Origin of the sequence: Streptomyces sp. NPDC001668 (genome assembly GCF_042893155.1) — a bacterium.
GTDB lineage: Bacteria > Actinomycetota > Actinomycetes > Streptomycetales > Streptomycetaceae > Streptomyces.
The window spans coordinates 144,217-158,169 of the sequence record NZ_JBIAUQ010000005.1 but is presented as its reverse complement, the minus strand read 5'-3'; the positions used below and the strand labels follow the sequence as shown (position 1 = coordinate 158,169).

General features: G+C 71.9%; 10 protein-coding genes. 9 read left to right on the top strand and 1 reads right to left on the bottom strand.

Features of this window, described 5'->3' with window-relative positions; genetic code table 11:
* Window positions 1-111: 111 nt before the first annotated feature.
* The gene (locus ACFYZ8_RS17295; protein WP_388530621.1) at window positions 112-429 is read right to left on the bottom strand and encodes a hypothetical protein; all 318 of its coding nucleotides are present in this window, start codon (window positions 427-429) and stop codon (window positions 112-114) included.
* 204 nt (window positions 430-633) lie between these two features.
* On the opposite strand from ACFYZ8_RS17295, the gene ACFYZ8_RS17290 reads away from it, so the two are divergent.
* The 9 genes from ACFYZ8_RS17290 to ACFYZ8_RS17250 all read left to right on the top strand — a co-directional run bounded on the left by ACFYZ8_RS17290 (window position 634) and on the right by ACFYZ8_RS17250 (window position 13,953).
* On the top strand, window positions 634-1,971 hold the full coding sequence (locus ACFYZ8_RS17290) for a gluconate:H+ symporter (protein ID WP_359028365.1): 1,338 nt from the start codon (window positions 634-636) through the stop codon (window positions 1,969-1,971).
* Window positions 1,972-2,003: 32 nt separating this feature from the next.
* Window positions 2,004-3,332, top strand: coding sequence for an enolase C-terminal domain-like protein (locus ACFYZ8_RS17285; RefSeq protein ID WP_359028366.1), 1,329 nt, complete (start codon window positions 2,004-2,006; stop codon window positions 3,330-3,332).
* A 146-nt stretch (window positions 3,333-3,478) separates the two neighbouring features.
* Window positions 3,479-4,078, top strand: coding sequence for a hypothetical protein (locus ACFYZ8_RS17280; RefSeq protein WP_359028367.1), 600 nt, complete (start codon window positions 3,479-3,481; stop codon window positions 4,076-4,078).
* Between the two features lie 124 nt (window positions 4,079-4,202).
* Window positions 4,203-7,412, top strand: a complete 3,210-nt coding sequence (locus tag ACFYZ8_RS17275) for an amidohydrolase family protein (protein WP_388530626.1) — start codon at window positions 4,203-4,205, stop codon at window positions 7,410-7,412.
* Window positions 7,413-7,566: 154 nt separating this feature from the next.
* Entirely contained in the window at window positions 7,567-9,996 is a 2,430-nt protein-coding gene (locus tag ACFYZ8_RS17270; protein WP_388530628.1) for a SpoIIE family protein phosphatase, read from the top strand.
* 2 nt (window positions 9,997-9,998) lie between these two features.
* Complete coding sequence (locus ACFYZ8_RS17265) at window positions 9,999-10,943, top strand: LacI family DNA-binding transcriptional regulator (protein ID WP_388530631.1); 945 nt, start codon at window positions 9,999-10,001, stop codon at window positions 10,941-10,943.
* 45 nt (window positions 10,944-10,988) lie between these two features.
* Window positions 10,989-12,221: an ABC transporter substrate-binding protein gene (locus tag ACFYZ8_RS17260; protein ID WP_388530634.1), complete on the top strand. Its 1,233-nt coding sequence runs from the start codon at window positions 10,989-10,991 to the stop codon at window positions 12,219-12,221.
* Window positions 12,218-13,129 (top strand): sugar ABC transporter permease, encoded by a 912-nt coding sequence (locus ACFYZ8_RS17255; RefSeq protein WP_359028372.1) that lies wholly within the window; start codon window positions 12,218-12,220, stop codon window positions 13,127-13,129. The genes ACFYZ8_RS17260 and ACFYZ8_RS17255 overlap by 4 nt, the downstream gene beginning before the upstream one ends.
* Window positions 13,126-13,953 carry a carbohydrate ABC transporter permease gene (locus ACFYZ8_RS17250; RefSeq protein WP_388530637.1) on the top strand — a complete coding sequence of 276 codons (828 nt, stop codon included), beginning with the start codon at window positions 13,126-13,128 and terminating at the stop codon, window positions 13,951-13,953. The genes ACFYZ8_RS17255 and ACFYZ8_RS17250 overlap by 4 nt, the downstream gene beginning before the upstream one ends.

Below are 13,953 nucleotides of genomic sequence, written 5' to 3'. Positions count from 1 at the left end.
GTGGGGCCGGTGGCCGGTCGGATGGCGCGGGGGACCGTCCGACCGGTCTTCCGCTGTCGCTTTCGCCGTCGTTGCCGCTTTCGCTTCGTCAGGACGGCTCGTCAGGACCGCTCACAAGGGCGGCTCGTCAGGACGGCTCGTCAGGACGGTGCGGTCTCGCCGGTGCGGTCTCGCGGTGCGGCGACGGGTGCGGTGAGGTTTTGCTCCTCGGGAGAGGGCTTCGGCGCCGAGGCCGCGGACCTGGCACAACTCGTGCTTGACGGCGGCGGGTTCGGCATCGCCGGGCATGTGGTCGGTGAGTTCTTCCAGGGTGATCTGCTCGCTGTCCGGATGGCTCGCGCCGTTGAACCGGGCGCGGATCCCGACCTGTGGTGGCGTCGGGTCGCGTCGGCGCGCACCCCGGCCGGTACTCCGCGGAGCTCTGCTCACCTCGGCCGTCTCCGCGCGCCGCGACACGGTCCCATCGTCAGGCGATTCGCGCACACCCATTGACCTTCGTGATGCGTACATCTAGCCTCCGTCCTCATATGTAGATGACGTTTTCGTATGAGGACCGCGTTCAGCCGGATGACTCCATGGAGTGCTCCGCGGAACTCTCCTCACCGCACTGCCAGTTCAAAGGAGAGCTGACACATGCCGCTCGTAGTGGTCGGGATCAGCGTTCTCGTCCTGCTCCTTCTGATGACGAAGCTGAAACTGAACGGCTTCGCCGCACTTCTCCTGGTCGCTGTCGGTGTCGCCCTGGTGCGGGGCATCGCACTGGAGGAGATCCCGGACGTCCTCTCCGAGGGCATCGGGGACCAGATCGGCGACACGATGCTCACCATCGGGCTCGGTGCCATGGTCGGCCGGGTGATGGGGGACTCCGGCGCCGCCCAACGGATCGCCGGCCGGCTCCTCGACGTGTTCGGCCCGCGCTGGGTGCAGGTCGCCATGGTGCTGTCCGCGATGCTCATCGGCGTGACGATGTTCTACGAGGTCGCCTTCGTCATCATCGTGCCGGTCGCCTTCACCCTCGTCCGCGTCACCCGGGCGAACCTGCTCTGGGTGGGGCTGCCGATGTCGATCGCCCTGTCCACCATGCACAGCTTCCTGCCGCCGCACCCGGGCCCCACGGCCGTCGCGGCCACCTTCCACGCCTCCGTCGGACTCACCCTGTTCTACGGCCTGTTCATCGCCGTCCCGGTCGGCGCGTTCATCGCGCTGCTGTGGCCGCGCCTGCCGTTCGTCCGGCGGATGAACCCCGAGATCCCCAAGGGCCTGGTCAGCGAACGGGTCTTCGAGGAGGAGGAGATGCCCGGCATGGGCTGGTCGCTGGCGGTGGCGCTGCTGCCCGTCGTGCTGATCGCCGGTGCCGCCGTGACCGACCTGGCCACCTCCGGGGACAGCGCCGGGCTGCACTTCGTCGCGTTCATCGGCTCCGCGCCCATCGCCCTGCTGCTCACCCTGCTCGTCGCCGTCTGGGTGTTCGGGCCGCGCATGGGGCGCAGCCTGGCGGAGGTCAGCACCTCGTGCCGGGAGGCGGCCCAGGCGATGGCGATGATCCTGCTGGTCATCGGAGCGGGCGGCGCCTTCAAGAACGTCCTCGTCGAGGGCGGGATATCCGACTACATCAAGGACGCGACCGACGGCTGGTCGATCTCCCCGATCATCCTGGCCTGGCTGATCGCGGCCATCCTCCGCATCGCCCTCGGCTCCGCGACCGTCGCCGTCGTCACCGCCTCCGGTGTGGCACTGCCGCTGCTCGCGGGCAGCGGGGTCCACGCCGAGGTCATGGTGCTCGCCGTCTCCTGCGGATCGATCGCCTTCTCGCACGTCAACGACCCGGGATTCTGGATGTTCAAGGAGTACTTCAACCTGTCCGTCATCGACGCGATCAAGGCACGCACCACGTACACGACGGTCCTCGCGATCCTGGGCCTCGGCGGTGTACTGGTCCTGGAACAGGTGCTGGACGCCCTGAACGTCTGACCACCCACCTCTTCAAGAAAGACACCGGCCCCATGAGTCAGCCCGTCGTCACCAAGTTCTCGGTCCACCCGGTCGCCGGCCGGGACTCCATGCTCCTCAACCTCTCCGGCGCCCACGCCCCCTACTTCACCCGCAACGTCGTCGTCCTGGAGGACTCCGAGGGGCGCACCGGCCTCGGGGAGGTGCCGGGCGGCGAAGGCATCACCCGCACCCTCCGCGACGCCGAGAGCCTCGTCGTCGGTGCCCGCGTCGGCGACTACAAGCGCGTCCTGCGCCAGATCCACGACACCTTCGCCGACCGTGACCAGGGCGGCCGCGGCGCCCAGACCTTCGATCTCCGTACGACCGTCCACGCGGTCACCGCCGTCGAGTCGGCGCTCCTGGACCTGCTCGGACAGCACCTCGACGTCCCGGTCGCCGCATTGCTCGGCGACGGCCAGCAGCGTGCCGCCGTCCGGGTCCTGGGCTACCTCTTCTATGTCGGCGACCCGGACCGCACCGACCTCGCCTACGTCCGCGAGCCCGACGCGGACGTCGACTGGTACCGCGTCCGGCGCGAGGAGGCGCTGACCCCCGAGGCGATCGTGCGCCAGGCCGAGGCCACCTACGACCAGTACGGCTTCCGCGACTTCAAGCTCAAGGGCGGGGTCCTGCCGGGCAGCGAGGAGGTGAAGGCCGTACACGCGCTCAAGGAGCGCTTCCCCGAGGCGCGGATCACCCTCGATCCGAACGGTGCCTGGTCCCTGCGCGAGGCGGTCGAGCTGTGCCGTCCGCTCGTCGGCACGCTCGCGTACGCCGAGGACCCGTGCGGGGCGGAGGACGGCTACTCGGGGCGGGAGATCCTCGCCGAGTTCCGCCGGGCCACCGGGCTGCCCACCGCGACCAACATGATCGCCACGGACTGGCGGCAGCTGACCCACGCCCTCGCGTTGCAGTCGGTGTCCATCCCGCTCGCCGACCCGCACTTCTGGACCATGCAGGGCTCGGTCCGGGTCGCCCAGCTGTGCCACGCCATGGGGCTGACCTGGGGCTGCCACTCCAACAACCACTTCGACATCTCACTCGCGATGATGACCCACTGCGGCGCGGCCGCCCCGGGTGAGTACAACGCCCTCGACACCCACTGGATCTGGCAGGAAGGCATGGAGCGGCTCACCGTCGACCCGCCCCGGATCACCGGCGGCGAGGTCGCCGTCCCGGACGCGCCCGGCCTCGGGGTCCGGCTGGACCGCGACCGGCTGGAGGCCGCGCAGGAACTGCACGAGGAGGTGGCCTCGGCGGGCCGTGACGATGCCGCCGGGATGCAGTACCTGATCAAGGGCTGGACGTTCGACGCGAAGGGTCCGTGCCTGGTGCGCTGAGCTCCGCGGGGGCCGACGTCGTTGACATGAGCAAGACAGGTTATTAGCATCCGTGCCACCTTGGAAAGCGCTTTCCAGTTCATGCCTCGACTTCCCCCCACGGGATCCGCCCCCACCGGATCCACCCCCCACAAGAGGACCCGCACATGAACCCACGAAAGACCGCGGTCGCGGCCGCGCTCGCCGCCGCGCTCCTGGCCGCTCCCGGCATCGCCCAGGCCGCCCCGCCCGCCGGTCCCGCCCCTCAGGAACAGGTCGCCGCGGCCACCATCACCTGGACCCTCGAACGGGCGAGCAACCCCACCGCGGACCAGCAGTCGGCGTACACGCAGATCACCTCCGCGATGAACGCCGCCGTGGCCCGCTACAACAACCTCAGCGATCTGGGGAAGTCCATCACCGTCCGCTACGACACGAGCGTGCCCACTGCGGACGGCAATCTCAACGGGACCATCCGCTTCGGCAGCAACCGCAGTTACATGACCGAGCGGACCGCTCTGCACGAGATCGCCCACACCATCGGCGTGGGCACGAGCTCGGGCTGGTCCTCCCTCGGCGGCAGCGGCACCTGGACGGGTGCTCAGGCGACCGCACTCGTGCGGCAGTTCGACGGTTCCTCGGCCAAGTTGTCGACCGGCGGCGGCCACTTCTGGCCGTATGGACTCAACTACGAGAACGAGTTCTCCGGCACCGCGGCCGACCGTCACGTGCAGATCGTCGCCGCGATGGTGCGTGACGGTCTGTGAGCTGAGGGGTTGGTGTCCGGGGGGCGAAAACCGCCCCCCGGACACGGTGTTCGTGCGCAGGACCGGCCCCCGCGGGGAAGGGCCCTGTCGTCCGGCACCTCACCCGCGCGTACTGGAGGCTCCCTTGGACGCCCATGGCACTCCCGGCACTTTCCGGCTCGGCCCGCTCTCCCGCCGCAGATTCCTCCAGGCCGCCGGTGTCACGGCCACGGCCGTCGCGGCCACCTCCTCACCCGCCTCCTCACCCGCCTCGGCGACCGCCTCCTCCACGGCGGTCGTCCTCTCCCTGACCGCCGCCACCGGCGGTTCCGCGACGCTCTCCCCGGCCGGCGACCGGCTCGTCGCCGAGGTGCAGAACGTGCTCTGGTCGATTCCGCGGACCGGTGGCACCGCCCTCGCGCTCACCCCGCCCGGCCTCGAACCCACCCGCCCGCAGTTCTCGCCCGACGGCAGCCGCCTCGTCGTGTGCGCCTATCGCGGCGGCGGCTTCCACCTCTGGACGCTCAGGCCCGACGGCCGTGACGTACGACAGCTCACCGACGGGCCGTGGGACGACCGCGGGCCCGCCTGGTCGCCGGACGGCACCCGGATCGCGTTCGCCTCCGAGCGCGGCGGCGACACCGTGACCGGCAGTCCCTACCGCGTCTGGGTCGTCGACGTGAGCTCCGGCGCGCTGACCCGGCTCACCGGGCGCCCCGGCCAGCAGGGCCCGGCACAGGGCGGTGCCTGGGAGGACTTCGACCCCACCTGGTCGGCGGACGGCCGGCGGGTCCTGTTCGTCCGCGCGGCCGTCACCGCCACGGGCGCCCTGCGCGCCGACACCGTCGCCTCGGTCGCCGCCGACGGCTCGGGACCGGTCACCGTCGAACACACCGACGGCTCCGGCGCCCAGCTCATGGCACCGGCCCTCTCACCCGGCGGCCGCCTCGCGTATCTGCGCACCACCCCCGCGCCCAGCGCCTCGTGCACCCTCGTCGTGGACGGCACACCGGTCGCGGTCGACGGCGACGTCCTCCCGGCGCCACCCCGCTGGACCGGCGGGGGACGGCTCCTGCTCACGGTGGACGGCCGCTTCCGGCTGGTCGACCCCGAGGCGCCCGCGGCGGCGGAGGAGATTCCGTTCACGGCCGCGATGCCCGTCGAACGGCCCCGCTACCGCGGGAAGTCGTACGACTTCGAGGGCACCGGCATCCGGCCCGTGCGCGCCCTGCATCTGCCCGCGCTCTCGCCCGACGGCCGCAGTCTCGCCTTCGCGGCACTCAACTCCCTGTGGACCGCCGGGACATCGGGCGGGCGCCCGCCCCGCAAGATCCTCCAGGTCTCGCCCACCCGTTATGTGTCGGGGCCGACCTGGACACCCGACGGCACGGCCCTGCTGTACGCCGACGACCGTGACGGACTGTTCGCCGTGCGGCGCCGTGACCTGAAGTCCGGCGCCGAGACCGTGCTCGCCGAGGGCGGCCGGGTCTTCCCCGCCCTCTCTCCCGACGGAACCCGGCTGGCCTGCCTGGACATGGCCGGGAACCTGGTCGTGCGCGACCTGCCCGACGGCGGTGAACGCACCCTCGCCGCACCGCTCGGCGCGGGCGGACTGCCCGGCCGTCCCAGCTGGTCGCCCGACGGCCGCTACCTCGCCCTGTGCGACCGCAACCGGCTCAACCAGCGCTTCCGCGAGGGCTACAACCTCATCCGGGTCGTCGACACCACCACCGGCACCGCCGTCCTGCACGCCCTCGCCCCGCACACCTCGCTGTCCGACCGCTACGACTCGGGGCCGGTCTGGTCGCCGGACGGCCGCTGGATGGCCGTCATCGCAGAGTCCGCCCTGTGGCTCCTCCCGGTCCGCCCGGACGGCACCCCCGACGGGGAACCGCGCCGCCTCACCGCCGAGCCCGCCGACCACCCCTCCTGGTCGGCCGACGGCCGCACCCTGCTCTACCTCTCCGCCGGCACCCCGCGCCTGATCGACGTGCGCAGCGGCAAGGCCCGTACCGTCAAGGTCCCGCTGGCCTACCGGCGCCCCCGGCCCGCCGACACCCTCGTACGCGCCGGCCGGTTCTGGGACGGCACCGGCCCCGAGGTCCGCGAGGACATCGACATCGTGATCCGTGACGGCCGGGTCGCGGAGGTCTCACCGCACCGCGCCGGACGGCCGGCCGCACGCCGGATCGACGCGAGCGAGCGCACCGTGCTCCCCGGACTGTGGGACGCGCACACCCACCCCTGGCAGAGCACCTACGGCGGACGGCAGACCGCCCTCCAGCTCGCCTACGGCATCACGACCGCCGTCTCCCTGGGCGGCTTCGCCTACGAGCAGGCCCGGATCCGGGAGGCGGTCGCCGCCGGAGCGCTCGCCGGGCCGCGGCTGCTGACCACCGGTGAGCTGCTCGACGGTGCCCGGGTGGCCTACAGCATGGGCCGCGCGCACCGCACCCCCGAGGGCCTGCGGCGCTCGCTGGCGCGCGGGGCGGCGCTGGACTGGGACTTCGTGAAGACGTACGTCCGCGCCCCGGGCTGGGTGATGAAGGAGGCCGCCGCGTTCGCGCACGAGCGGCTCGGTGTGCGCAGCGGCAGCCACCTCCTCACGCCGGGCGTGCAGCTCGGCCAGGACCTGACGACCCATCTGCAGGCCACCCAGCGGCTGGAGTCCGGGCACGCGACCAGTGCGACGGGCCGCGCCTACCAGGACGTCCAGGAGATCTACACCAGGGCGGGCTTCCACCTCGTCGCCACCCCGTTCACGGCGCTCGCCCTGCTCGGGGCCGACCCGGCACTCGCGGAGGATCCCCGGGTCACCGCCCTGATGCCGCCGTGGGACACGGTGCTGGTCCGCCAGCAGGCCGGGCAGCCGCCCACCGCCGCCCAACTGGCCACCCTCGACCGGGAGTTGGAGGTGTACCGGCGGATCCTGGCCGACGGCGGTCGGATCGCGCTCGGCACCGACCAGCCGCTCGTGCCGGTCGGACTGCATCTGCACCTCGGGCTGCGGGCCCTGCACCGCGGCGGCCTCTCACCGGTCGAGACCCTGCGCACCGCCACCCTGCTGCCCGCCCGCGTCTTCGGCGCGGACGACGACCTGGGCACCCTGGAGGAGGGCAAACTCGCCGATCTCACGATCGTCGACGGTGATCCCTTCACCGACTTCGACACCCTGATCCGCACGGTGGCGGTGCTGCGCGGAGGCGTGTCCTTCGAGCAGGCGGACCTCGTGGGCGCCTTCGACTCCCTGCGCCGCTCCGACGCGTCCCCGGATGTGTCCTCCGACGCGGAATGGCTCGCGGTGAGCCGGCAGCTACGGCGTGAGGGGTGCTGCGATCCGGGGACCGCGCTGTGAAAGATGCGGAGAGACACGGAGAGATGCGGTGAGATACGCAGCGATGCGGGGCTGACGCCTGAACGCCCACGGGTCCCCGGATCTGACTTGTCCGATTCCTGTGCTGCGCGCACTCTGGGTCTGTGAGGCACCTCACCGCGCGAATAGAGCAAGAATGGCCACTTTTGATCAAGGGAACGGTCACAGCGGGTGGTCAGCCGAGGTCGCGACGGTCACCCTCAGCCTGGACGGCGTCGTCACAGGCTGGAGCGAGGGCGCTCGACGCCTGCTGGGCCATCGCGCCCCGGAGGCCGTAGGGCGCGCCGCGACCGATCTGCTCCTCGGTGAGGGGGCTCCCGAGGCGACCGGGCTCTCCCTCACCGGCTCCCGGGAATGGAGGGGCACGGCGGCCCTACGGCACCGGGACGGCCACCGCGTCGAAGCGACCCTGCACGCCCAGCCGTCGCTGGACGGCGACGGCAGGGCCCGGTCCTTCGTCGTGGCCCTCTCCCCGGCCCCCGCCCCGGCCATGCTGGAGTGGGCCTTCGAGCAGTCCTCGATCGCGCTCTCGACCCACGCCACGGCGTCCGGCGCCTGGCGGCGGAACGCGGTCGCGCTGGGCGGCGGGGAGCGCACTCCCCAGGAAGGCGCCGAGCGGCCGGCCCCCGCCCTCGCCGATGAAAGCTTCCTCGAGAGCGTGCGCCGGGTCGCCGAGGAAGGTACCCCGCTGCGCTACGAGTGCCCGGCCCCGGAGCCGTCCGGCGCCCTGGGCGGCACGGCAGGCGCCGCCACCCGTCAGCGTGCCTGGGTCATCGAGCTCTGGCCCGTCCGCGACCCCGGCAGCGGCGAGGTCGTCGGCGTCGGCACCGCCGCCTTCGACAGCAGCGACCAGCACGCGGCCCGGCAGCGGCTCGTCCTGCTGCAGGAGGCCGGCGCCCGCATCGGCACCACCCTGAACGTCACCCGCACGGCCCAGGAGCTCGCCGACCTCGCCGTGCCCCGCCTCGCCGACTTCGTCAGCGTGGACCTTCTCGACTCGGTGCTGCGCGGGGACGAGCCCGTGCCGGGACCGGTCGACGCGGCCGTGGTGCTGCGCCGGGTCGCCCATCAGTCCGCCGCGGAGGGGGAAGGCGTGCCCGAGGCCGCCATCGACCTCGGCGGCATGGACACCTACCCGCCGTTCTCGCCGCCCGCCCGCTGCCTGGCCGACGGCAAACCGGTGCTCAGCGGCGCGGACGAACCCGACTTCGCCGCCTGGATCGCCGGGCACGAGACCCGTACCGCCCGGGTGGCGGAGTTCGGGTTCCACTCCGTCATGGCCACCCCGCTGCGCGCCCGCGGCATCACCCTCGGCGTCGCGGTCTTCACCCGCGGCGCAGGCTCCCCGCCCTTCGAACCCGACGATCTGATCCTCGCGGAGGAACTCGCGGGCCGGGCCGCGGTCGGCGTCGACAACGCCCGCCGCTACACCCGCGAACGCACCAACGCCCTCACCCTCCAGCGCAGCCTGCTGCCCCGGGACCTGCCCAGACAGGCGGCGGTCGAGGTGGCGTACCGCTATCTGCCCGCCGGGACCGGCGCGGGCGTGGGCGGCGACTGGTTCGACGTCGTGCCGCTGTCCGGCACCCGTGTGGCCCTGGTCGTCGGGGACGTCGTCGGACACGGCATCCACGCCTCCGCCACCATGGGCCGGCTGCGCACCGCCGTCCGCACCCTCGCCGACGTCGACCTGCCCCCGGACGAACTCCTCACCCACCTCGACGACCTGGTCATGCACCTCGCGACCGACAAGGAGGACATCGACCCCGACGAGCCCTTCTTCGTCAGCGGCGAGATCGGCGCGACCTGTCTGTACGCCGTCTACGACCCGGTGTCCCGCGTGTGCACCTTCGCCAGCGCCGGTCACGTGCCGCCCGTCGTGCTGCTCCCCGACGGCACGGCCCGCGTGGTCGAACTGACCCCGGGGCCGCTGCTCGGCGTCGGCGGGCTGCCCTTCGAGTGCACCGAGCTGGAACTGCCCGAGGGCAGTCTGCTGGCCTTCTGCACCGACGGCCTGGTCGAGGCCCGCGACCGTGACGTCGGCCTGGGTCTCGACCGGCTCTGCGAGGCCCTGGCCGGGCCCGTCAGCTCGCTGGAAGCCACCTGCGACACCGTCCTGAGGGCCCTGCTGCCCGCGAGCCCCTCCGACGACGTGGCCCTGCTCCTGGCCCGCACCCGCGCCCTGCACGCCGACCAGGTCGCCGCCTGGTCGCTGCCCTCCGACCCGTCGATCGTGGCCGACGCCCGCGCCCAGGCCACCCGCCAGCTCACCGCGTGGGGCCTGGAGGAGGCGGCGTTCGTCACCGAGCTGGTGGTGAGTGAGCTGGTCACCAACGCCATCCGCTACGGCGCCGTACCGATAGGCCTGCGGCTCATCCGCGACCGGACGCTGATCTGCGAGGTCTCCGACGCCAGCAACACCGCCCCGCACCTGCGCCGGGCCCGCACCTACGACGAGGGCGGGCGCGGGCTGCACATGGTCGCCCAGCTCACCCAGGGCTGGGGCACCCGCCAGGGCCCGCAGGGCAAGACCATCTGGGCCGAACAATCCCTCCCGGCCGGCTGACCATGGCAGCGCTCACCACACGGGACGGCCTCGGCGGCGGCACGCACACGCTGGGGCTCCTCTACCCGCCCGCAGGCCGGCGGGGCGACTACACCACCATGCAGCTCGCCTTTGTCGGAGGGGTGGCCGAGGCCGCCGCCGCCCACGGCTACGACCTGCTGCTCGCGCCCGCCGGCCGGCACGAGGACCCGTCGTTCCTGCGGATGGTCGACGACCGGCGGGTGGACGGCGTGATCGTCATGGAGATCCGCCGGGAGGACGACCGCGTCGAGCACCTGGCCGAGGCGGGCTTCCCCTTCGTGGCCATCGGCCGCAACCACCGGGCCGAGGTGGCGGGCTGGGTCGACCTGGACTTCGCCGGTCTGGCCGGCGGCTGCGTCCAGCACCTCGCCGACCTCGGCCACCGCAGGATCGCCTTCGTCAACAGGTCCGAGCAGCTCTTCGACAGCGGCTACGGCTTCGCCCGGCTCGGCGACGAGGGCTACACCGAGACGATGAAGAAACTGCTGCTCACCCCGCACGCCTACCTCTGCGGCGACGACCTCGCGTCGGGGGAGGACGTCGTGGAGCGCATCCTCGCCGAGGACCCGGCGACCACCTCGCTGGTCACCATGAACGAAGCCGCCCTCGAAGGCGTCTACCGCGGACTCACCCGGCACGGCCGCAGCGTGCCCCGCGACTTCTCCGTCGTCGGCGTCGCGGCCAGCCCCTGGGCCGAACAGGTGAACCCGCCCCTGACCGCCGCCGAGATACCCGCCAAGGAGATGACCCGGGTCGCCGTCGACCTGATGATCCGCCGCCTGCGCTCACCCGGGTCGCCGCCCCGGCACGTCCTGCTGAAACCTCTGATCACCCTGCGCGGGAGCACGGGACGCTGCCGCTCGGTGCCGGGCTCGGAACCCGAGTCCGAACTACCCGATTTCCCCGATATCGACCTGGATTTCTGATACGTCGGTTTCTGTGCCCGATCATCGAACCTCTGGGAGCAGACCATGTCGTACCCCGTCGACCGCCGTGGCTTCCTGCGCGTCTCCGGCGCCGCGGCGGCCACCGCCGCCCTCGGTCTGGCCTCCTGCAGCTCGGACACGTCGGGCCCGGTGACCCTGAGCTGGTGGGACTACTTCACCCTGGACAACTTCCAGCCCGGGATGAACCGCCTGATCAAGGACATCGAGGCCGGTGTCCCGGACGTGCGGATCGAGCGGCGGAGTTTCCCCTTCGCCGAGCTGGAACGGCAGATCACCCTGGGCGCGATCTCCGGCGACCTGCCCGACCTCGCCATCGTCGACAACGTCTCCATGAACACCCTCGGCGGCAGCCGCCTGCTGGCCGACCTCACCAGCAGAGTCGAGAAATGGGGCCAGGCCGATCAGTACTACAAGGGCCCGTGGTCCGGCTGCCAGGTTGGCGGAAAGACCCTCGGCATCCCCAACAACAGCAACTGCCTCGCCCTCTACTGCAACACCCGCATGCTCAAAGCAGCCGGCGTCGAGCCCCCCACCACCTGGGACGAACTGGCCTCCGCCGCCGGGAAGCTGACCAGCGGCGACCGCTACGGTCTGGCACTGAGCGCGATCAAGACCGAGGAGGGCGTCTTCCAGTTCCTGCCGTTCCTGTGGCAGGCGGGCGGGGACCTGGACAGCTTCCGCACGCACGGCGCCACCGCGCTCACCTTCCTCGACGAACTGATCGCCAAGGGCTCCCTGTCCGAACAGTGCGTGGGCTGGACCCAGCAGGACGTCAACACCCGCTTCCTCAACCAGCGGGCCGCGATGCAGATCAACGGCCCCTGGCAGATCCCCACCCTCAAGAAGGCGGACTTCGACTGGAACGTCGTCGCCCTGCCCCGCGACAAGGAGGCCGCCACCTGCCTGGGCGGGGAGAACTGGGTCGTCATGGCGGACAGCAAGCACGTCGACAAGGCGTGGGAGGTCCTGGAGTACACCCAGCGCCCCTCGGTCCTGGTGCCCTACCTGGTGTCCTTCGGCGAGCTGCCCGCCCGCAAGGACCTCGCCGACCGGGGCAGCTGGGCCTCCGACCCGGCCCTGCGGCTCTTCCTCAGCCAGCTGCCCCTCGCCCGGCCACGCCAGTACGGCGCCCACTACGCGGAGGCCTCACAGGCCGTCGCGGAGGCCGAGCAGGCCGTGCTCACCGGGTCCGCGTCCCCCGCGGCCGCGGCCAGGACCGCGGCCGGGAAGATCGACAAGGCTCTGGGCGAGCGATGAGACAGCCTCCCTCGCCCTCCGCGCGCCGCCGCCGCACCGGCTACCTGTTCTGCCTGCCGGGCCTGGCCTTCCTCGTGCTCTTCCTTGCCTACCCGCTCCTCTACAACGTGTGGACCTCCGTCCACGACGTCGACCTGGGCCAACTCCTCGGCGGGGCCGAGCGGTTCAACGGACTGGACAACTACCGGACCGTCGTCGACGACCCCGCCTTCTGGCACTCGGTGCGCCTCTCCCTGGTCTTCACCCTGGGCTCGCTGCTGCTCCAGTTCACGATCGGCTTCGCCCTGGCCCTGCTCTTCGCCCGCCCCTTCCCCCTGGGCGGCCTGCTGCGCTCCCTGCTGCTGGTGGCCTGGCTGCTGCCCCCGGTGGTCAGCGGCACCCTCTTCCGCTGGATGCTGGACGCGGAGTCCGGCGCCTACAACGCCCTGCTGGAACCGGCGGGGCTGTCCCACGACTGGCTCACCGACCCGTCCACCTCCCTGGCCGGCGTGATCTTCGCCAACGTCTGGGTCGGCGTGCCCTTCAACATGCTGCTGCTCCTGGTCGGACTGCACACCATCGACCCCGAACTCCACGAGGCCGCCGCCATCGACGGAGCGAGCGCCTGGCAGCGGTTCCGCCACCTCACCCTCCCGCTGATGCGTCCCGTCTCGGTGACCGTCCTCCTCCTCGGTCTCCTGTACACCTTCAAGGTCTTCGACCTCGTCTTCGTGATGACCGGCGGCGGCCCCGTCGACGCCACCCGTGTGCTCTCCCTCTACGTCTACGAGGTCTTCTTCACGTTCTTCCGGTTCGGCGAGGGTGCGGCGGCGGCCCTGCTGCTGCTCGTCGTACCCCTGCTGGCGGGCGTCTGGTACGTACGACGGCTGGGGCGCGAGGAAGAGGCGCCGAGCGGGGGTGCCGTATGAGACCGCCACGCCACCCCTGGCTGCTGACCGCGACCGCCACGCTGATCACCGCCGTCTTCCTGCTGCCGGTGTACTGGATGGTGAAGACCAGCCTGACCCCGCCGGAACGCATCCAGACACCCGACCCGCAGTGGGCACCCGACCGGGTCACCGGCGAGAACTACTCGACGGCCCTGGGCTACGAGGGCCTGACCCGAGCCCTGCTCAACAGTCTCGTCATCTCCAGCGGGGTGGTCGCGCTCACCCTGCTGCTCGGCGTCCCGCTAGCCTACGCCCTCGCCCGGCTCCGGATGCGCGGCTCGGGCGCGATGGTGCTCGCGCTCCTGGTCGCGCAGCTCCCGCCCGCCATCGTGCTGGCGGCTCCGCTGTTCATCCTCGAACGCCGGGCCGGTCTCACCGACACCTACCTGGGTCTGATCGCCGCCGACACCACGCTCACGCTGCCCTTCACGGTGATCGTGCTGCGTCCTGTGCTGCGCAGCGTCTCCCCGGAGCTGGAGGAGGCGGCCCTGGTCGACGGCTGCGGGCTGCCCGGTGTGCTGCTGCGGGTCGTCCTGCCGCTCATGGTGCCCGGGGTGGTCGCGGCGGCCGGGCTGTCCTTCCTAATCGGCTGGGGGGAGTTCCTGTTCGGGCTCACCCTCGCCGAGGGGCCGGACGTCCAGCCCGTCACCGTCCTGCTGAACGCCTTCATCGGGCAGCACGGGACGTCGTGGGGCGCCCTGATGGCCACCGCCACCCTCATCAGCATCCCGGTGGTCTGTGTGTTCGCCGTCTTCCAGCGCTTCATCGTCGGCGGGCTCACCGCGGGCAGCGTGCGGGGCTGA

Bases quoted from the DNA above. Each gene is read 5' to 3' on its own strand.
- ACFYZ8_RS17280 (WP_359028367.1), top strand. From the start codon at position 3,479: ATGAACCCACGAAAGACCGCGGTCGCGGCCGCGCTCGCCGCCGCGCTC.
- ACFYZ8_RS17250 (WP_388530637.1), top strand. From the start codon at position 13,126: ATGAGACCGCCACGCCACCCCTGGCTGCTGACCGCGACCGCCACGCTG.
- ACFYZ8_RS17285 (WP_359028366.1), top strand. From the start codon at position 2,004: ATGAGTCAGCCCGTCGTCACCAAGTTCTCGGTCCACCCGGTCGCCGGC.
- ACFYZ8_RS17290 (WP_359028365.1), top strand. From the start codon at position 634: ATGCCGCTCGTAGTGGTCGGGATCAGCGTTCTCGTCCTGCTCCTTCTG.
- ACFYZ8_RS17265 (WP_388530631.1), top strand. From the start codon at position 9,999: ATGGCAGCGCTCACCACACGGGACGGCCTCGGCGGCGGCACGCACACG.
- ACFYZ8_RS17270 (WP_388530628.1), top strand. From the start codon at position 7,567: ATGGCCACTTTTGATCAAGGGAACGGTCACAGCGGGTGGTCAGCCGAG.
- ACFYZ8_RS17255 (WP_359028372.1), top strand. From the start codon at position 12,218: ATGAGACAGCCTCCCTCGCCCTCCGCGCGCCGCCGCCGCACCGGCTAC.
- ACFYZ8_RS17260 (WP_388530634.1), top strand. From the start codon at position 10,989: ATGTCGTACCCCGTCGACCGCCGTGGCTTCCTGCGCGTCTCCGGCGCC.